This is a genomic window from Tessaracoccus pujii (assembly GCF_054483895.1).
This window is the reverse complement of sequence record NZ_CM137012.1, coordinates 1,170,203-1,188,653: the sequence shown is the minus strand read 5'-3', so window position 1 is coordinate 1,188,653 and position 18,451 is coordinate 1,170,203. Positions and strand designations below refer to the sequence as shown.

General features: G+C 68.5%; 18 protein-coding genes. 13 read left to right on the top strand and 5 right to left on the bottom strand.

The annotated features are described in order from the left end of the window. The gene (locus ACX1D0_RS05835) at positions 1 to 960 is read left to right on the top strand and encodes an acyl-CoA thioesterase (protein ID WP_459019936.1); all 960 of its coding nucleotides are present in this window, start codon (positions 1 to 3) and stop codon (positions 958 to 960) included. 11 nt (positions 961 to 971) lie between these two features. Here ACX1D0_RS05835 and ACX1D0_RS05830 read toward each other — a convergent pair whose 3' ends face one another. Then, positions 972 to 1,679 carry an isoprenyl transferase gene (locus ACX1D0_RS05830; protein ID WP_459020398.1) on the bottom strand — a complete coding sequence of 236 codons (708 nt, stop codon included), beginning with the start codon at positions 1,677 to 1,679 and terminating at the stop codon, positions 972 to 974. An 87-nt stretch (positions 1,680 to 1,766) separates the two neighbouring features. Between ACX1D0_RS05830 and recO the strand changes: the two genes are divergently transcribed. Then, a complete protein-coding gene (gene recO / locus ACX1D0_RS05825; RefSeq protein ID WP_459019935.1) occupies positions 1,767 to 2,489 on the top strand; it encodes a DNA repair protein RecO in 723 nt (240 codons plus the stop codon). 13 nt (positions 2,490 to 2,502) lie between these two features. Here the strand turns inward: recO and ACX1D0_RS05820 are convergent, their stop codons facing one another. From ACX1D0_RS05820 to ACX1D0_RS05805, 4 genes are read right to left on the bottom strand one after another with little or no spacing between them, the layout of a single operon-like run. Continuing rightward, on the bottom strand, positions 2,503 to 2,907 hold the full coding sequence (locus ACX1D0_RS05820) for a Fur family transcriptional regulator (RefSeq protein ID WP_459019934.1): 405 nt from the start codon (positions 2,905 to 2,907) through the stop codon (positions 2,503 to 2,505). Then, positions 2,894 to 3,880 carry a metal ABC transporter permease gene (locus ACX1D0_RS05815; RefSeq protein WP_459019933.1) on the bottom strand — a complete coding sequence of 329 codons (987 nt, stop codon included), beginning with the start codon at positions 3,878 to 3,880 and terminating at the stop codon, positions 2,894 to 2,896. Before ACX1D0_RS05815 ends, ACX1D0_RS05820 begins: the two co-directional genes overlap by 14 nt. Further along, positions 3,877 to 4,629 (bottom strand): metal ABC transporter ATP-binding protein, encoded by a 753-nt coding sequence (locus ACX1D0_RS05810; protein WP_459019932.1) that lies wholly within the window; start codon positions 4,627 to 4,629, stop codon positions 3,877 to 3,879. The genes ACX1D0_RS05815 and ACX1D0_RS05810 overlap by 4 nt, the downstream gene beginning before the upstream one ends. Next, complete coding sequence (locus ACX1D0_RS05805; protein ID WP_459019931.1) at positions 4,616 to 5,557, bottom strand: metal ABC transporter substrate-binding protein; 942 nt, start codon at positions 5,555 to 5,557, stop codon at positions 4,616 to 4,618. The genes ACX1D0_RS05810 and ACX1D0_RS05805 overlap by 14 nt, the downstream gene beginning before the upstream one ends. A 177-nt stretch (positions 5,558 to 5,734) precedes the next feature. On the opposite strand from ACX1D0_RS05805, the gene ACX1D0_RS05800 reads away from it, so the two are divergent. From ACX1D0_RS05800 to dnaG, 11 genes are all read left to right on the top strand, one after another. Beyond that, entirely contained in the window at positions 5,735 to 7,048 is a 1,314-nt protein-coding gene (locus ACX1D0_RS05800) for an ABC transporter substrate-binding protein (RefSeq protein WP_459019930.1), read from the top strand. Positions 7,049 to 7,129: 81 nt separating this feature from the next. Further along, positions 7,130 to 8,122 carry a carbohydrate ABC transporter permease gene (locus ACX1D0_RS05795; protein ID WP_459019929.1) on the top strand — a complete coding sequence of 331 codons (993 nt, stop codon included), beginning with the start codon at positions 7,130 to 7,132 and terminating at the stop codon, positions 8,120 to 8,122. Then, positions 8,119 to 9,024, top strand: coding sequence for a carbohydrate ABC transporter permease (locus tag ACX1D0_RS05790; RefSeq protein ID WP_459019928.1), 906 nt, complete (start codon positions 8,119 to 8,121; stop codon positions 9,022 to 9,024). Before ACX1D0_RS05795 ends, ACX1D0_RS05790 begins: the two co-directional genes overlap by 4 nt. A gap of 57 nt (positions 9,025 to 9,081) precedes the next feature. Next, positions 9,082 to 9,384 carry an antibiotic biosynthesis monooxygenase family protein gene (locus tag ACX1D0_RS05785; protein WP_459019927.1) on the top strand — a complete coding sequence of 101 codons (303 nt, stop codon included), beginning with the start codon at positions 9,082 to 9,084 and terminating at the stop codon, positions 9,382 to 9,384. Positions 9,385 to 9,399: 15 nt separating this feature from the next. Next, on the top strand, positions 9,400 to 11,544 hold the full coding sequence (locus ACX1D0_RS05780) for an alpha-galactosidase (protein WP_459019926.1): 2,145 nt from the start codon (positions 9,400 to 9,402) through the stop codon (positions 11,542 to 11,544). Position 11,545: 1 nt separating this feature from the next. Next, the gene (locus tag ACX1D0_RS05775) at positions 11,546 to 12,622 is read left to right on the top strand and encodes an ROK family transcriptional regulator (protein WP_459019925.1); all 1,077 of its coding nucleotides are present in this window, start codon (positions 11,546 to 11,548) and stop codon (positions 12,620 to 12,622) included. 37 nt (positions 12,623 to 12,659) lie between these two features. Beyond that, positions 12,660 to 13,811, top strand: a complete 1,152-nt coding sequence (dusB, locus tag ACX1D0_RS05770) for a tRNA dihydrouridine synthase DusB (RefSeq protein WP_459019924.1) — start codon at positions 12,660 to 12,662, stop codon at positions 13,809 to 13,811. Positions 13,812 to 13,813: 2 nt separating this feature from the next. After that, entirely contained in the window at positions 13,814 to 14,056 is a 243-nt protein-coding gene (locus ACX1D0_RS05765; protein WP_459019923.1) for a hypothetical protein, read from the top strand. Positions 14,057 to 14,141: 85 nt separating this feature from the next. After that, positions 14,142 to 15,428 carry a citrate synthase gene (locus ACX1D0_RS05760; protein WP_459019922.1) on the top strand — a complete coding sequence of 429 codons (1,287 nt, stop codon included), beginning with the start codon at positions 14,142 to 14,144 and terminating at the stop codon, positions 15,426 to 15,428. A gap of 62 nt (positions 15,429 to 15,490) precedes the next feature. After that, a complete protein-coding gene (locus ACX1D0_RS05755; RefSeq protein ID WP_459020397.1) occupies positions 15,491 to 16,555 on the top strand; it encodes an HD domain-containing protein in 1,065 nt (354 codons plus the stop codon). Positions 16,556 to 16,577: 22 nt separating this feature from the next. After that, entirely contained in the window at positions 16,578 to 18,404 is a 1,827-nt protein-coding gene (gene dnaG / locus ACX1D0_RS05750; RefSeq protein ID WP_459019921.1) for a DNA primase, read from the top strand. Positions 18,405 to 18,451 lie beyond the last annotated feature (47 nt).

Here is an 18,451-nt window from a genome sequence, read left to right as displayed (position 1 = left end):
TTGCCTGGAACCCAGCGGGGCGTCACCCTGCGCTTCCTCGCCGAGCCGATGGACGCCAACGTCCGTGGCGTGATGAGCGCCGGCAAGGTGCTGGAGTGGATCGACAAGGCCGGCTACGCCGCAGCGGTGGGGTGGGCCGGCACCTACGCGGTGACCGGATACGTCGGCAACATCCACTTCACGCGCCCCATCAACGTGGGCGACCTGGTGGTGGTCCAGGCCCGGGTCGTGCTCACCGGGCGGACCTCGCTGCAGGTGGTGTGCACCGTCTCCAGCGGCGACCCGCGATCGTCCACGCGCGTGCTCAACACCCAGTGCGTCCTGCAGTTCGTGGCGATGGAGGACGGCAAGCCGGTCCAGGTGCCCGCCTTCGAACCCCGCGACGAGTGGGAGCGCGGCCAGCACGACCGTGCCCTGGAGATCAACCTCGCTCGGCGCGCCATCGAGGCCGAGATGGAGAATCAGGACTATGGAGGCGAGACCGGATCCTGCAGGGAGACGCTTCGCTTCCTGGCGGCGCCGACGGACGTGAACTGGGGCGGCAAGGTCCACGGGGGCTACGTCATGAACTGGATCGATCAGGCAGCTCAGGTGGTCGCAGAGCGGTGGCACGCGGGCCCGGTGGCGTCCGTCTTCGCAGGCGGAGTGCGCTTCTACCGGCCGATGTTCATCGGCGACCTCGTGGAGGTGGAGGCCAGGCTGCTCTACACCGGGACCACGAGCATGCACATCTCGGTCCACGTGCGCTCCGGCGATCCCCGGACCCGTGACCTGCGTGAGACGACGCACTGCACCATCGTCTACTGCGGTGTCGACGAGCAGGGGCGCAAGCGGCCCGTGCCGCCGTGGCTCCCGGTGCACCCGGCCGACGTGGCACTGGCTGACCATGCGCGCGCCATGGTCGACATCCGTGAGCGGCTGCTCAGGCCGGTGCCGAAGGAGCTGCCACCGGACCTGTGACAGGGCCCGGTTCAGGCGGAGCCGAAGCGTCGCTCCCGGCCGGCGTACTGCCCCACGGCGGCCCAGAGGTCCCGGCGGTCGAAGTCCGGCCACAGGCGGTCCAGGAAGATGAACTCGGCGTAGGCGGACTGCCAGAGCAGGAAGTTCGAGGTGCGCTGCTCCCCGGAGGAGCGGAGGAACAGGTCCACGTCGGGGATGTCGGGCTCGTCCAGGAACCTCGCGAAGCGCTCCTCGGTGAGGCGCTCCGGATCCAGCTTGCCCGCCTTCGCCAGGCGCGCGATCTCGCGGGCGGCATCGACGATCTCCGCCCGCCCGCCGTAATTGACGCAGAACTGCAGGGTGAGGGTGTTGTTGCTCATGCTCATCTCCTCGGCCACCTCGAGTTCCCTGATCACCGAGCCCCAGAGCCGCGGCCGCCGACCCGCCCAGCGGATCCTGACTCCGAGGTCGTTGAGTTCGTCGCGGCGACGGTGGATGACATCACGGTTGAAGCCCATGAGCCAGCGCACCTCGTCCGGTGAGCGCTTCCAGTTCTCGGTGGAGAACGCGTAGGCCGACAGGTACGGGATGCCCAGCTCCACGGCGCCGTGGATGACGTCGAGTAGCGAGGCCTCCCCTCGGGCGTGGCCCTCGGTGCGCTTGAGGCCGCGCTGCTTCGCCCACCTCCCGTTGCCGTCCATGACGATGGCCACATGGCGCGGGAGAGCCGCCCGCGGAATCTCCGGCGCTGTGGCGCCGCTCTCGTGCGGGGTGGGGCGACGGCGGGGTGTGGGCACGCTCAGAGCCTAGCCGCCTAGACTCTGACCGTGCCCACCTACCGCGACCAGGCTGTGGTGCTGCGAACCCACCAACTCGGTGAGGCGGACCGCATCATCACCCTCCTGACGCGCAGCCACGGCAAGGTCCGGGCGGTGGCCAAGGGCGTACGCAAGACCTCAAGCAAGTTCGGGGGCCGGCTCGAACCGTTTCAGCACATCGATATCCAGTTCGCCGAGGGGCGCGGATCGCTGGAGGTGGTCACGCAGGCCGAGGCCCTGCACGTGAGCAGGCTGGCGGGAGACTATTCGCGGTTCACCGCGGCGGAGGTGCTCGTCGAGGCGGCGGACCGCCTGGTGGCGGAGGAGCACAGCCCCGCCCTGCAGCAGTACCGGCTCCTCCTCGGGGCCCTGCTGGCCCTGGAGGCGGGAGAGTTGCCCGCTCCGCTCGTGGTGGACTCCTACCTGCTGCGCGCCCTTGCCGTGGCCGGGTACGCGGTGTCGACCACACAGTGCGCCGGCTGCGGAAGCACCGACACCCGATGGTTCTCCCCGGTGGGCGGAGGCGCGGTGTGCACCCCGTGCCGCCCGCCCGGTGCCGCCCAGCTGGATGCGCCGTCGTCCTCCCACCTGGGAGCCCTGCTGAGCGGGGAGTGGCCCGCCGCCCTGGCCACGGATCTCGTCACCGCCAAGCGTGTGGACGCCATGGTGGTGACGTACGCCACGTGGCACCTGGACCACGCGCTCCGCTCGCTGCCCTTCTTCGAGCGCTGACGTGAGATCGCGCTCAGTCCGACGAGCAGGCCCCGCAGAGCCCGAACACCTCCACCTCATGGACCACCTCGGTGAAGCCGTTGGCCTGGGCCACGCTGGCCGCCCAGGCCTCGACCTCCTCCGCGGCGATCTCCAGCGAGAAGCCACAGGCGCGGCAGACCAGGTGATGGTGGTGACCGGAGGAGCACCGCCGATAGGAGGACTCGCCATCCGGCGTGCGCAGGACATCCACCTCGCCGGCCTCCGCCATGGCCTGCAGCGCCCGGTACACCGTCGCCAGGCCCACCTTGGCGCCCACCTCGCGCAGCTGGTCGTGGAGTTGTTGAGCGGTGCGGAACTCCTCGGCGCCCTCGAGCAGGTCCCGTACAGCCGCGCGCTGCCACGTCTGGCGCGTGGGTGTGGACCTAGTGCTCGTCATAGTGATCTCCATGCCGGGCATGGCGGTGCCCGTCGTGGACGTAGTCCAGGTGGTCGCCGTGCTGGATCACCCTCACCCCCTGCGTGTGCGCGTACTCGTCGTCGTGGCCCTCTGCCGGGTGGTGGGTGTGGCCTCCGTGATCCTCGACGTAGGGGATGAACCTCGCGGCCCCCCGCAGCCACCGGCCGAACACCCAGGAGAGGGCCAGAAGCAGGATCGCGGTGATCACGATGGTGGCCCCGGTGGCGGTGTCCAGGTAGAGCGAGCCGACGGTGCCGCCGACTGCGGCGAGTGCGCCCAACCCCATGGCGCCGAAGAATGAGGTGGTGAAGCCGACGAACGTCTGTTGCGCGGTGGCCACCGGGATCACCATCAGCGCGCTGATCAGCAACAAGCCGACGGTCCGCATCGAGATCGTGACCGTCACCGCGGCCAGCACCACGACCAGCAGGTTGAGGGCGCGCACCCTGATGCCGAGGACGCGCGAGTAGTCCTCGTCGACCGAGACGGCGAACAGTCGCGGCGCGAGGCCGATGGTCAGGGCGAGGATCACGACGGCGAGCGCGACGATCACCCACACGTCAGCCTCGCTCACTGAGGTGAGGGAGCCGAACAGGAAGGACGAGAGCCCGCCCGCGCCCTGGCCTGCGATCCCGGCCATGAGGACGCCGGAGGCGAGGCCCCCGTAGAACAGGATGGCCAGGCCGAGGTCTCCGGACGCCTTGCCGTGCTGGCGGAGCATCTCGACGATGACGGCTCCTGCCACACACGTGACCAACGCGACGGGCAACGGCGCCCAGCCGGTCATCAGGGCGAGACCGACACCCATGATGGCCACGTGGCCGAGCCCGTCGCCGAGCAGGCTCATCCGGCGCTGCACGATGAAGGTGCCGATGGCGGGGGCGATGAGGCCGCTCAGCACGGCGGCGATCAGCGCGCGCTGCATGAACGGAAGGCCGAGGGCGTCGATCATCGCAGGGCTCCCGCGATGGGGTCGGCGAGGCCGACGACGGACCGCGGGGTCCTGGGGGGCCCGCACTCGTGGGCACCGGGACGTTCAGCGTCGACGACCCGCCCGTCGCACAGGGTGACGGAGCGGTGCAGGACGGACTCCATCGGCCCCAGTTCATGCAGCACCACCAACAGCGCCAGGCCTTCGTCGCCGAGGCGGGCCAGGAGTTCGGCAAGACCGGCCTGGCTGTGCAGGTCCACGCCCGCGAGGGGCTCGTCCATGATGAGGAGCTCCGGGTTGGTGGCGAGCGCCCGGGCGATCAGCACCCGCTGCTGCTGCCCTCCCGAGAGGGCGCTGAACGGCCATCCGGCCCTGTCGTCCAGGCCCACCAGGGTGAGGGCCCGTTCCAGGGCGAGCTTGTCCTGGCGGCCCAACCACTGGAATGCCCTGCGGTGGGCGAGGCGCCCGGAGGCGGCGATCTCCCGCACGGTGGCGTTCGCCACGGCCACCGCCGAATGCTGCGGCACGTATCCGAGGCGTGACCAGTCCCGGAACCCCTCGAGGGGCGTCCCGAACAGCTCGACGCTGCCCTCCTGGTGGGGCACCAGGCCGAGCAGCGTGCGCACGAGGGTGGACTTCCCGGAGCCGTTGCCGCCCAGGAGAGCGACGGCCTCGCCGGCCGCCACGGACAGGGATACGTCACGCAGGATGGGCATTCCGCCGAGGGAGACGTAGAGCCCCTCGGCGCGCAGCGGGTCAGCGGCAGTCATTGGCGGCGGCGAGAGCGGTGAGATTGGCGCGCATGATCGAAGGGTAATCCGTGCCGGGGGAGTTGTCCGTCACCCCTTCGAGGGGGTCGAGGACGGCGGTCGCGAGGCCGAGGTCGCCTGCGATCGAACTGGCGACGGCGTCGGAGGTCAGCGTCTCGAAGAAGATGGTGCTCACCCCGTGCGCCACGGCCTCGTCCTGGATCTCCCTGATCCGCGCGGGCGACGGCTCGGCGTCCGGATTCACGCCCGAGATGCCGATCTCGACCAGCTCGTAGCGGGTTGCCAGATAGTGGAAGGCGGAGTGTGTCGTGATGAACTCGCGACGCTCGCATTGCTGCAGGCCGGACGCGAGTTCGGCGTCGAGGTCCATCAGTGACGAGGCCCCGGCTGCCGCGTTGGCGGCGTAGGCGTCGGCGTTGTCAGGGTCGATCTCCGCCAGCCGGTCGCCGATTCCGCTCACGAGGGCCGCCATGCGGCTGGGGTCGAGCCAGAAGTGCGGGTCGAGATCGCCGTGATCATGTCCGTCGTCCGCGGTGTGTTCCGCTGCCGCTTCGTCATGGTCATGCTCCTCTGCCACCGGCAGCAGGTCGACCAGCTCGGCGACGTCGAGCACCGTGGGGGCCCCCGATTGTTCGATGGCCTCGTCGACGGCAGGCTGGAAACCGCCCAGGTAGATGACGAGGTCCGCGTCGGCCAGCGAGGCGATCTGCTGCGGGGACAGCTCCGTGTCGTGGGCCTCGGTGCCGGGCATGGTCAGCGTCGTGACAGAGCCCCGGTCGTCCAGGACGGCCGAGCTGGCCCACTCGAGTGGGTAGAAGGCGGCCACGACGTGCGGGATCGCCTGCGGGGCGCCTGTCGTCGGGCTGCAGGCCGTCGCAGCCATGGCGAGGCCGGCGGCCAGGGCGGCGATGCAGAGCTTGCTATTCATGAGAACCATTATCAATTAGGGGGGTGTCGCGGTCAAGTCGCAGCGCATGTCACGGTTTGATAACTTCCCCACGAAAGTAAAGACAGCGGCAAGCCGAGGTGGCACGATCGCGACAGGAGCGCGCTTGACAGCGATCGTCGAGCGGCAGTCATCTCCATCGCAAAGGAGCGAACTGAAATGCGCAAGAAGATTTCCCTGGTCTCCGGCCTCGCGGCCGTGAGCCTGCTGGCTACCGGATGCCTCGGCGGCACCACGCCCGACGCGTCCGAATCCGTGGGTGAGGCAACCGCCAAGGAGACCATCCAGATCATGTACGCGTTCTCCGGTGACCAGTCGACAGCCTTCCAGTCGGACATGGACACCTGGGGCGAGGCCAACGGCATCACGTTCGACTGGATCCAGTCCAACGAGTTCGAAGTCCAGATCAACTCGAAGGTCCAGTCCGGCAACGCGCCGGACATCGCGATCTTCCCCCAGCCAGGCATCCTCAAGGCACTGGCAGAGGAAGGCGAGCTCGCCGAGCTCGGCACGCAGGTGGACCTCGATCAGCTGCAGGAGGACATCATCCCCGGCTTCCTCGATGCCGCCACCGTCGACGATGTCGTCTACGGCGCACCGATGGCCATGAACGGCAAGTCGTTCTACTGGTACAACAAGCCCGCCTTCGAGGAGGCCGGCTACACGGTCCCCGAGACCCACGATGACCTGCTCGCCCTGATCGACCAGATCAAGGCCGACGGTGTGGCCCCCCTCTGCTACGGCATGGAGTCCGGTTCGGCCACCGGCTGGCCCGCCACCGACTGGATCGAGGACTACGTGCTGCAGACCGGCGGCACCGAGGTCTACGACCAGTGGGTCAGCGGCGAGATCAAGTTCGACAGCCCAGAGATCCGCGAGGCCTACGCCATCTACGAAGAGGTCCTCATGACCGAGGGCAACGTGTACGGCGGAATCCAGAATTCCTCCTCCAACGCCTTCGCCACCGCGCTCAACCCGATGTTCGATCCCGAGCCGAAGTGCTACCTCGGTAAGCAGGGCAACTTCATCACGCAGAAGGGTTTCTTCCCTGACGACATCTTCGCCCAACTGGACACCGTCGTCGGCATGTTCGTGACCCCGAGCGTCTCGGGTGAAAGCCCCGTTCTCGGTGGTGGCGACCTCGCGGCGGCGTTCACCAAGAACGACTCGAACGTCATGAAGACCATGGCCTTCATGACGACCGATCCCGAATTCGGCGACGCCCAGGTCAACACCGGCGCGTGGTTGTCGCCCCTGAAGACCTTCGATGCGGAGAAGTACCCCAACCAGGTGCTCAAGGACGTCGCGGCCTCCGTGGCCGACTCGTCGGTGTTCCGCTTCGACGGTTCGGACCAGATGCCCGGCGCAGTCGGCTCCGGCAGCTTCTGGACCGGCATGGTGGACTTCACCAGCGGTCGCACCGATCTCGACGCCACGCTGCAGGCGATCGACGCCAGCTGGCCCGCGAGCTGATCGGCGCCCCTTCGAATCCGTGTAGGCGGTGGCCCGGGAAACCTCGGACCACCGCCGACCTCACCCCTCAGGAGCAACTTCATGTACGAAAAGCTCGGCCTCGCGCTCGGCGCGGTCGTGGTGGGTGTGCTGGGTGCGGTGGCGCTGTTCTGGCTGTTGAACAAGGCGTGCGAGCTTCTCCCGAAGAAGTGGGAACTCCGCCTCAAGCCCTATGCGCTGCTGTTGCCGGCCTACGCCGCGATCGGCATCTTCCTCCTCTATCCCGCTGTCGAGACCGTGACCTCGAGCTTCCGCCGTGGCCGTAACGGCCGGCTGCTGGAGTTCGTCGGCTTCGACAACTACTCGCGTCTCTTCAGCGATCCCCGCTTCCTCAACACGCTGATCAACAACGTGCTGTGGATCATCGTCGCCCCCGCCGCCATCGTCGCGGCAGGGCTGCTGGTGGCCGTGTTGGTGGACAAGCTCAAGCCGATGGCGGAGAAGACCGCCAAGTCCATCATCTTCCTGCCCATGGCGATCTCGATGGTGGGCGCCTCCACCATCTGGAACCTCGTCTACGCCTGGCGCCCCGAGGGCTCATCGCAGGTGGGTCTGCTCAACCAGATCGTGGTCTCTCTGGGGGGCTCGCCCCAGACGTGGCTGCAGATGGACACCGCACGGTTCAACACCTTTTTGCTGATGGCGGTCTACATCTGGACCCAGGTGGGCTTCGCCATGGTGCTGCTGTCGGCCGCACTCAAGGGCGTGCCGGAGGACACCATCGAGGCGGGCCGCATCGACGGCGCCTCCGAGGGGGCCATCTTCTGGCGGATCATCCTCCCGCAGGCATGGCCCACGGTCATCACGGTGTTCATCACGGTGCTCATCGGTGTCATGAAGATCTTCGACATCGTCTACGCGATGACCAACGGTAACTACAACACCAACGTGCTGGGCAACGCGTTCTACGCGTCGCTGTTCCGCAACGGTGATCCCGGCACGGCCTCGGCCATCGTCGTGATTCTCATCATCGCCATCATCCCGGTCCTGGTGTACCAGGTCCGCCAGTTCCGGCTCCAGGAGGCGAACTCATGAGCGTCGTAGTCCCCCCGAAGCAGGTCAAGATCAAGCGTGGCGAGGAGGTGGCGCGTTCCGTAGGCTCGGGGAAGTTCCTCTGGCTGATCGAGTCGGCAGTGGTCATCCTCTGCCTGCTGTGGCTCATCCCGACCATCGGCCTCTTCATCACCTCGCTGCGCCCGCGTTCCGAGGCCAACACCAACGGCTGGTGGAACGTCTTCGCCAACCCCACCCAAATGACGATCGACAACTACAGCGAGGTCATGACCACGGGCGCCACCCCCTTCGGCGAGGCGTTCATCAACTCCATGACGGTGGCCATCCCGGCGACGATCATCCCGATCCTCATCGCGGCCTTCGCCGCCTACGTCTTCACGTTCATGGAATTCAAGGGTCGTGACGTGCTGTTCATCGTCATCGTCGGCCTCCTCGTGGTGCCGAACTCGGTGTCCTTCGTCCCCCTGTCGATCATCTTCCAGCAGCTCGGCATCAACGGGCAGTTCGCCACTGTCTGGCTGGCCCACACCGGCTTCGGCATGCCGCTGGCGGTCTACATCCTGCGCAACTACATGGCGTCCCTGCCCAAGTCGGTGGTGGAATCGGCGGAGATCGACGGCGCCTCCCACTGGCAGACGTTCTGGCGGCTGATCATCCCCATGTCGATGCCGGCGCTGGCCTCGTTCGCGATCTTCCAGTTCCTCTGGGTGTGGAACGACCTGCTGGTGGCGCTGATCTTCCTCGGCCAGGGCGAGAACGCGGTCCTCACGATCGCGCTCGCCGGAGTTCTGGGCACCCGAGGTGAGAACTGGCACCTGCTGACCGCAGGCGCCTTCATCTCCATGCTGCTCCCGCTCGTGGTGTTCTTCGCCCTGCAGCGGTACTTCGTCCGAGGCCTCACCTCCGGCGCGGTCAAGGGCTGATCGGTTTACACCCCCGGGTCGCGCCGGCCCGCCGGCCCGGGGGTAGCCTTCACCATCGTGATCGTCCTCACCCGCTTCTCCGCCCCCGGCCCAGGCTTCATCGATGAAGCCCGGGCCGTCGTGGCTTGGTGGGCCCAGCGCCCCGGCTGCCTCGGCATCGACCTGGTCCGCAATCTCGACGACCCGGACCTCTTCGCGATCGTGGGGCGCTGGGTCAACGTCGGCGACTACCGGCGGTCCTTCAACGGATACGACGCCAAGATGATCCTCACCCCGCTGTTGTCGAGGGCGATCGACGAGCCGAGCGCCTTCCTGCCGGTAGACGAACTCGGCGCCAACGTGCCCCGCGGCACACACTGACCAGGAGACTTCATCATGCACACCCGCCTGCTGCTCACCGCCGACGGCGTCTCGGTCGCCGTGCGGGTCGACGATTCGCGGTTGCCGGAGGTCGTCCACTGGGGCCCGGCCATCGGACCGCTCTCCGCCGAGGAGTTCGACGCGCTGGCGTTGGCGGACGTCTTCCAGGTGGGACCCAACAACCCGGACCTGCCGCCGCGCTTCGGCATCCTGCTCGAGGGGCGCTACGGCTGGGCAGGCCGTCCCGGGCTCGTCGGATCCCGGTCCGGCCGCGACTGGACCCCCGACTGGCGGGTCAACGAGGTCCTCGTGGACTCCGATCCGGCGGGCGAACTGGTCACGTCAGGGCCCTGCACCGTGGAGTTCCGCGCGGAGTCCGAGGCGTCCAGGCTGAGCCTGGTCCTGACGCTACAGCTGACGCCCGAGGGCCTGGTCGTCCTGCGCGGCACCGTCACCAACGTGGATGACGACGCCTACCTCCTGGACGAGTTCACGCTCGGGCTGCCCGTGCCCAGCAAGGCCTCCGAGCTCTTCGACTTCGCCGGACGGTGGGGGGTGGAGCGCTTCCCGCAGCGCCGTGAGTTCACCGTCGGTCAGCATCGGCGCGAGGGTCGTCATGGTCGCACCGGAGCCGATTCCGCCTACGTGCTCCACGCGGGTGTGCCAGGCTTCGGTTTCCGCGGCGGCGAGGTCTGGTCGGTGCACACCGCCTGGAGCGGCAATCACCTGCACGTGGCCGAACGCGACTTCATCGGCCAACAGGTGCTGACCGGCGGCGAGCTGCTCCTGCCCGGAGAGGTGGTCCTGGGCCGCGACGACAGCTATGCCACGCCCGAACTCTTCTTCAACTATGCCGACGGGCTGGACCGTCAGGCCGACCGCTTCCACAGCCACCTGCGCAGCCTGCCCCACGCGCCCTCGAGCGACAGGCCCGTCACGCTCAACGTCTGGGAGGCCGTCTACTTCGACCACGACACCCCACGGCTCCTCGACCTGGCCGAACGCGCCGCGGCGCTGGGGGTGGAGCGGTTCGTCCTCGACGACGGCTGGTTCGGATCCCGCCGCGACGACACGGCCGGGCTGGGAGACTGGGTGGTGGCCGCCGACATCTGGCCCCAAGGCCTGCACCCGCTCGTGGACCGCGTCAAGGACCTGGGTATGGAGTTCGGCCTCTGGTTCGAGCCGGAGATGGTCAATCTCGACTCCGACCTCGCCCGCGCACACCCGGACTGGATCATGCAGCCCGCGGGGCGCCTGCCCGTCGAGGCGCGCCAGCAGCACGTACTCAATCTCTCGATCGAGGGTGCCTGGAATCACGTGTTCGCGCAGATGGACGCCATCCTCGGCGAGTACCGGATCGACTACGTGAAGTGGGACCACAACCGGGATCTGATCGACGCGGGCACGGCCCCCCACGGCACGCCGGCCGTGCACGCCCAGACGCAGGCCTACTACCGGCTGCTGGACGCGCTGAGGGAACGTCACAGGGGAGTCGAATTCGAGTCCTGCAGTTCAGGCGGCGCCCGTGTCGACCTGGAGGTCATGCGCCGTGTGGAGCGGGTGTGGGTCTCGGACGTCATCGATCCTCAGGAGCGCCAGCGCATGCTCCCCTGGACCAGCCAACTGCTGCCGCCGGAGTTCCAGGGCAGCCACATCGCCTCCGGCCGCTCCCACTCCACCGCGCGCTGGCACGACATCAACTTCCGGGCCGCCACGGCGGTCTTCGGACACCTCGGGATCGAGTGGGACCTCGCCCAGGCGTCGGAGGAGGAACTCGCTCAGCTGCGGTGGTGGATCGACTGGTACAAGGAGAACCGCCACGTACTGCTGGCCGGTCGCCAGATCCGTGTCGACATGCGCGAGCCTCAGTGCTACTTCAAGGGCGTCGTGACACGCCAGAAGGCCATCTTCTCGCTGTCACTGTTGAGCGTCTCGCCCGTGGTGAGCCTGGGCAAGCTCCAGTTTCCAGGCCTGGACCCGTCGGCAACCTACCGGGTGAGTGTCATCGACAGGCAGCTCGTGCCTCCCATCCACGTCGTCGCATGGGAGGCGTCGGGGTCTCCGCTCGTGCTGCCAGGCGACGTCCTGATCAATGTCGGTATCCGCGCGCCGCAGATGCAGCCGGACACCGCGGTGCTCTTCGAACTCGACCGGGTCTGACATGAGCCCCTGGCCCCTGGACCCCACCACCCGGAGCGTTGCTCTGGCGGTGCTGCGCCACGGGCCGATTTCGCGGGCGGAGGTGGCCCGGATGCTCGGTCTGTCGTCCGGGTCGCTGACCAGGATCACCAAGCCGTTGATCGAAACCGGTGTGCTGGAGCAGGGGCCCCCGTCGGCCCTGGACATCGGCCGGCCACCCCTGCCGCTGCGGATCATCGACGAGGCCGCGCGGTTCCTCGGCGTCAAGATCGTGCCCGGCCACGCCTGGGTGGTGGAGACGGGACTGGCCGGGGAGGTCCACCACTCGGAGGAACTCGACCTCGACACCGCGACACTCGAGTCGACAGCCCAAGGGCTGGCCCGGGTCGTCGGGACATTCCCCGGGGTGTCCGCCGTGGGGGTGTGCCTGCCCGCCTCCGTCGGGCCCGACGGGGTGCTGCACGCCACCCGGATGCTGGGCTGGCCCGGCGGGGGAAACCTGGCGCACCGTCTCACCCACCTCACGGGGAAGGACTGTGCCACCGCCAACGACATCGACGGGTTGACCCTGTTCCAGCACTGGTTCGGGGCCGGCCGGGGTCTGACCCACTTCGCGGTGGTCACGTTCGGGCTGGGTGTGGGATGCGGTGCCGTGGTCGACGACCAGTTGCTGCTCGGCAGGCAGGGCGCGGCCGCGATCCTCGGGCGGCTGTGGCTGCCCGATGGTCGCGTCTTCGGTGACGTGCTGTCGATGGAGGCCGTGACCGAGGCCGCCAGTGTCGCGGCAGGGCGGCCCCTCACGTTCGGCGAGGCTCTCGATGCACCGGAGGCGGTGCCGGCCGTCGAGGACGCCGTGACCGCGCTCGGGTGGATCGTGCGGGCGGCCGCCATCGCCTTCGCCCCGGAACGGATCCTCATCACCGGCGAGGGCATCGACCTCGTGGGCGGCTCCCTCGACCTCGTCCGGGAGGTTCTCTCCCGCGACTGGCGCGAGGACCTCCACGTGCCGGACCTGGTTCTCGCGCCGCTCGACTTCCACGATTTCGCCCGTGGCGCGGCGGTCGCGGCGATCAGGCTGCGGTTCACAGCGCCGTCCTGACGTAGGCTGGGGGGTCGCCGTCGAACCCAGGAGCCCCATGCCCCACATCACGCCACTGCGTCTCCACGCGCCCAGCCGCCGCGACGCCGTCGTCGTGGACCTTCCCGTGGTCCTCGCGCCGATGGCCGGGGTCACCAACGCCGCCTACCGGCAGCTCTGCCGCGAGCAGGGCGCCGGCCTGTACGTCTGCGAGATGATCACCTCCCGGGGACTGGTGGTGGGGGACTCCAAGACGCGCGACATGCTGCAGTTCGACCCGGGCGAGACCACCCGCTCGGTTCAGCTCTACGGCGTGGACCCCGGCGTGATGGCCGACGCCGCCCGGATCCTCGCCCGGGACCACGGCGTGGCGCACATCGACCTCAATTTCGGCTGCCCGGTGCCCAAGGTCACCCGTAAGGGCGGCGGAGGCGTGCTGCCGTACAAGCGGGACCGGTTCCGGTCGATCGTCCGGGAGACGGTCCGGGCGGCCGACGAGTTCGGGGTGCCGGTCACCATCAAGACCCGGATCGGCATCGACGACGACCACGTGACCTTCCTCGACGCCGGGCGGATCGCCCAGGAGGAGGGGGCCGCGGCCATCGCCCTGCACGGCCGCACCGTGCAGCAGGCGTACTCGGGTGAGGCCGTCTGGGCACGGATCGCGGAGCTGGTCAGGGCGGTGGACATCCCCGTCCTCGGGAACGGGGACATCTGGGAGGCCGAGGACGCGCTGCGGATGATGGACGAGACCGGCTGCGCGGGTGTGGTGGTGGGTCGCGGTTGCCTGGGCCGGCCCTGGCTGTTCGGTGACCTGGCCGCCGCGTTCACGGGAGGAGAGTTGCGGCACCGCCCCACGCTCGGGGAGGTGGGCCTCATGCTGACGCGCCACGCGGAGCTGCTGGTGGGATACGTAGGGGAGCGCCACGGACTCACGGACCTGCGCAAGCACATGGCCTGGTACTTCAAGGGCTATCCGGTGGGGGAACTGAGGCGCCGCTTCGCCATGGTGTCGACGCTGGCCGAACTGCGGGACCTGGTGGCGCAGCTGGACCACGACGCCGAGTTCCCCGTCACGGAGCTGGGCACTCCCCGCGGGCGGCAGGGTTCGCCGCGGGGCAAGGTGGTGGTGCCCTACGGTTGGTACGACGACACCTCCGGGTGTGAGCTGGACCTATCTGACGCCGAGATCGGCGTGAGCGGAGGATGAGAATGTCAGAGCAGGGCAACGGACCCGAGAAGAACCAACCGAGGAAGAAGCTGCCGCTCTGGGCTCAGGCGGGCAGGGCTGTGGCGCTGCTCGCTGTGGCCGTCCTGTTCGTCAGCGCCTACTTCCAGTCCACCACCAGCGGCGCGGAGTCGCTCGACTGGGAACGGGTGGGCAGCACCGCCTTCGGTATCGCGGTCATGGGGGTGGCGATGCTTTTCCTCGGGCGCGCTCAGACTCGAAAGTAGCCCCACCCCGGCTGCGTCCCTGGCTCCTCGTTATTGTGAGGCAAACGCCGGACCGTTCACGGCCGGCCCGGCCCCAGGAGGTTCCATGGGTGAAACGGCAACGATCATCATCGACGGGGTGAGCCACGTTCTCCCCCTCATCACCGGCACCGAGGGGGAGCGGGCGATCGACATCTCCTCGCTGCGCTCCAGCACAGGCACCATCACGCTGGACGACGGCTACGGCAACACCGGCTCCTGCCAGTCCGCCATCACATTCATCGACGGCGAGAAGGGGATTCTCCGCTACCGGGGCATCCCGATCGAGGACCTTGCCGAGCGGTCGAGCTTCATCGAGACGGCCGAACTCCTGATTTTCGGTGAACTGCCGGACGAGCAGGAGCGGGCGGAGTTCCGGCTCCTTCTCACGGAGAACGCCGCGCTGCACCGCGACATGCGCAAGCACTTCGATGGTTTCCCTGCCAACGCCCACCCCATGGCGATCCTCTCGGCGATGATCAACGCGCTGCAGACCCATGAGATGACCGAGAGCCAGTTCACCGACGCGCAGCAGTTCAAGTACGCGGCGGCCGGCCTCATCGCGAAGACGCGCACCATCGCCGCGGCGTCGTACAAGTCACACATCGGGCAGCCCATCGCCTACCCGCGCTACGACCTCTCCTACGCCGAGAACTTCCTGCACATGATGTTCTCGGTTCCCTACCGCGATTACGAGCCGACGCCCGAGGTGGCACACGCGCTCAACATGTTCCTCGTCCTGCACGCGGACCACGAACAGAACTGCTCCACCTCGACGGTGCGCATGGTGGCCTCCTCCGGGGCCAACATGTACTCGGCGGTCTCGGCCGGCGTGAACGCGCTGTGGGGAAGGCTGCACGGTGGGGCGAACATGGGCGTCATCGAGATGCTCGAGTACATGCAGGCGAGCGGCACCACGCCCCAGCAGTATCTGGCCCGGGTCAAGGACCGGTCCTCCGGGGTGAAGCTGATGGGCTTCGGCCACCGCGTCTACCGCAACTTCGACCCGCGGGCGAAGATCCTCAAGAAGGCCGCCCACGACCTCCTCAACGCCATGCACGTCACCGACCCGCTGCTGGACATCGCCCGCGAGGTGGAGCAGGCCGCCCTGAGCGATGACTACTTCGCCTCCCGGCGGCTGTATCCCAACGTCGATTTCTACTCGGGCATCATCCTGCGCGCCATCGGCATCCCCTTGGACATGTTCACGGTGATGTTCGCCATCGGCCGGACGCCCGGATGGGTGGCGCACTGGAAGGAGGTCACCGACAATCCGCGGCAGCGGATCTACCGCCCGCGCCAGGTGTACGTCGGCAAGCCGCTGTCGGGGTGGGTGCCGCGCGCCGAGCGCTGAGGCGGCTACGGTGAGAGGTGATGGACACACCGCTACCTCGCACCGCACTCTGGGCCCGGACCATGCATGGGCACGGAGACGACGTCATCACCGCCCACGCCGGGACCACGGCCCGGGCGGATGCCCGTCAGAGCCGTGGCCGGACCGAGCGTGAGGAGCACGAGAGGCTCACGCTGATCCCTGAGGCCTCCTACGCCGTCGGGGCGGGCGAACGCTCCAGGGGGGAGGAACCGGATCCCTTCCGCACCTGCTTCGAGCGCGACCGTGACCGCATCGTGCACTCCGCGGCGTTCAGGCGGCTGGCGGGAAAGACCCAGGTCGTGGTCTACCCGACGGACCACCAACGGACCCGGCTCACGCATGCGCTCGAGGTGGCGCAGGCCGCCGTGGCCATGGCGCGGGGGATCGGGGCGAACGTGACGCTGGCGGACGCCGTCGCGCTCGGTCACGACTGCGGGCACGGTCCCGGAGGCCATGCGTCGGAGGATGCCTTCGACCAGTTCGTCGACGGCGGCTACGACCACGGGCCCTGGGGTGCGGACGTGGTTCTGGCCGATCTGAATCTCACGCGCCAGACGCTCGACGGCATCCGCAACCACTCGTGGTCGCGGCCCGCGCCGGCCACCATCGAGGGCGAGATCGTGTCCTGGGCGGACCGGATCGCGTACTGCGCCCACGACCTCGAGGACGCGGTAGCGGCCGGGATCGTGACGCTGTCGGAGCTGCCGGCCGTGGTGCGCGAGGTGGCAGGCGTGACCCGCCGCCAACAGTTGGCCACCTTCATCACCGCTGTGATCGAGACCACCGCCAGCACCGGCGTCGTGGGCATGGACCCGGTCACCGCCGAGGCGCTGGGCGAGCTCCGCCGGTTCAACTACGAGCGGATCTACACCCGCCCAGAATCGGTGGCCCAGTCCGTCACCGTGGTCCGTGTGCTGACGGACCTGGTGGAGTTCTACCTCGCCACTCCGGATGCCCTTCCAGAGGAATACCGTGCTCAGGATCTCATCCGCGGGGCCGTGACCTACGTGGGCGGGATGACGGACCGGTTCGCCTTCGAGCAGGCGCGCATGCGCCTCGGCTGGGATCCCCGGAAGCTGCCCCGGGGTATCGGCAGGGGCGCGTAAGGGCTGCTAGTACAGTGGCCCCGTGGCGGGCCGGATCAACGATGAGGACATTGCCTCCGTTCGCGAGCGCTGCCGCATCGACGACGTCGTGGGCGGCTACGTGGCCCTGCGCAACGCGGGCGGTGGGTCGATGAAGGGTCTGTGTCCCTTCCATGACGAAAAGACTCCATCGTTCACCGTCACCCCGTCGCGCGGATTCTTCTACTGTTTCGGCTGCGGCGAGGGCGGGGACGTGATCACCTTCCTGCAGAAGCAGCAGAACCTGTCGTTCACCGAGGCCGTTCAGGTGCTCGCGGACCGCGCCGGCATTGTGCTGCGGGTCGAGGACGACGGTGCTCCCGGGCAGGTCCCCGGGCTACGGAAGCGGATCCTCGAGGCCAACGAGGCCGCGCAGCAGTTCTTCGCGGCCCAGCTGGAATCGGCCGAGGCTATCGAGGCGCGTCAGTTCCTGCACAGTCGCGGCTTCGACCGCGAGGTGGCCGCCACATTCCGCGTCGGATACGCGCCGCGGCACGGAGGCGCGCTCCGGCAGACCCTCCGGGCGCAGGGATTCACCGACGAGGTGCTCCAGGCCGCAGGGCTGACGCGCCACGGAGGCCGTGACTTCTTCGTGGGGCGCGTGCTGTGGCCGATCCGCGACTCCGCCCAGGCGGTGCTGGGGTTCGGTGCGCGTCGCATCTACGACGACGACAGGCTTCCGGCCAAGTACATCAACACGCCGGAGTCGCCGGTGTACAAGAAATCCCACGTGCTGTACGGCCTCGACCTGGCCCGTCGCGAGATCGGCAGACGGGCGCAGGCGGTGATCGTCGAGGGCTACACCGACGTCATGGCGGCGCACATGTCGGGCGTCGAAACGGCGGTGGCCTCCTGCGGCACCGCGTTCGGGGACGATCACGCGCGCCTGCTGCAGCGGCTCATGGGTACCCAGGACGGGTTGCACGGTGAGGTCATCTTCACCTTCGACGGCGACAAGGCGGGTCAGGCCGCGGCGTTGAAGGTCTTCAAGGGGGATCAGAACTTCATCACCCAGACCTACGTGGCCGTCGAGCCCACCGGTCTGGACCCTTGTGATCTCCGGCTCCAGCAGGGGGAGGCCGCAGTGCGCGAACTGGTGGCCCGGCGCATCCCGCTGTACCGGTTCGTGATGTCCAACATCGCCAAGAGTCACGACCTGGACCGCGCGGACGGGAGGCTGGCGGCCGCTCGGGAGGGGGCGGAGCTGGTCGGCTCGATCCGGGACCAGTCCCTGGTGAGCCAGTACCTGCGCGAGCTGGCGGGGGTGCTCGGCATGGACCTCGACGAGGTGCGCAGCGAGGCGGCGCGGTCGCGGCATCGGGGCGCTCCGGTCGAGGTCCCGGAGGGCGACGGGAGACCGGCGGCCGATCCGGCGTGGCCCAACCCGAGCGATCCGTCGTTGCGTCTGGAGCGTGACACCCTCAAACTCATGGTGCAGTACCCCACCACGTTCGACGCGGGCTGGAATTCGGTGGAGCCCGAGGACTTCACCCACCCCGGCTACGCCGCGGTGTTCCGCCTGCTGGCGTCGGTGGAGTTCGGGGACGGATGGACAGACAGGCTGCGCTCTGAGGCGCCCACAGACCTGGTGCGGCAGCTGTTGGTCGCGCTCATCGTCGAGCCGCTGCTCCGGGAGGCGGACGAGTCGTATTCCCTGGTCCACACGGCGCGGCTGCGTCTGGCGAGGGTCACGCGGCAGATCGCCGACCTGAAGTCGCGGCTGCAGCGCACCGACCCGGTCAAGGATCCCTCCGGTCACCGGACCCAGTTCGCGAAGCTGACCGAGCTGGAGATGCGCCGCAAGCAACTGCAGGCCGTCGGCCTGGGCTGAGCCGGCGTCGGTGGCCCTGCGGGTGGTGACAAACTCCGGGATTGCAT

Bases quoted from the DNA above. Each gene is read 5' to 3' on its own strand.
- ACX1D0_RS05820 (WP_459019934.1), bottom strand. From the start codon at position 2,907: ATGACGAGCACTAGGTCCACACCCACGCGCCAGACGTGGCAGCGCGCG.
- ACX1D0_RS05815 (WP_459019933.1), bottom strand. From the start codon at position 3,880: ATGATCGACGCCCTCGGCCTTCCGTTCATGCAGCGCGCGCTGATCGCC.
- ACX1D0_RS05810 (WP_459019932.1), bottom strand. From the start codon at position 4,629: ATGACTGCCGCTGACCCGCTGCGCGCCGAGGGGCTCTACGTCTCCCTC.
- ACX1D0_RS05805 (WP_459019931.1), bottom strand. From the start codon at position 5,557: ATGAATAGCAAGCTCTGCATCGCCGCCCTGGCCGCCGGCCTCGCCATG.
- ACX1D0_RS05800 (WP_459019930.1), top strand. From the start codon at position 5,735: ATGCGCAAGAAGATTTCCCTGGTCTCCGGCCTCGCGGCCGTGAGCCTG.
- ACX1D0_RS05795 (WP_459019929.1), top strand. From the start codon at position 7,130: ATGTACGAAAAGCTCGGCCTCGCGCTCGGCGCGGTCGTGGTGGGTGTG.
- ACX1D0_RS05790 (WP_459019928.1), top strand. From the start codon at position 8,119: ATGAGCGTCGTAGTCCCCCCGAAGCAGGTCAAGATCAAGCGTGGCGAG.
- ACX1D0_RS05780 (WP_459019926.1), top strand. From the start codon at position 9,400: ATGCACACCCGCCTGCTGCTCACCGCCGACGGCGTCTCGGTCGCCGTG.
- ACX1D0_RS05775 (WP_459019925.1), top strand. From the start codon at position 11,546: ATGAGCCCCTGGCCCCTGGACCCCACCACCCGGAGCGTTGCTCTGGCG.
- dusB (WP_459019924.1), top strand. From the start codon at position 12,660: ATGCCCCACATCACGCCACTGCGTCTCCACGCGCCCAGCCGCCGCGAC.
- ACX1D0_RS05765 (WP_459019923.1), top strand. From the start codon at position 13,814: ATGTCAGAGCAGGGCAACGGACCCGAGAAGAACCAACCGAGGAAGAAG.
- ACX1D0_RS05760 (WP_459019922.1), top strand. From the start codon at position 14,142: ATGGGTGAAACGGCAACGATCATCATCGACGGGGTGAGCCACGTTCTC.
- ACX1D0_RS05755 (WP_459020397.1), top strand. From the start codon at position 15,491: ATGCATGGGCACGGAGACGACGTCATCACCGCCCACGCCGGGACCACG.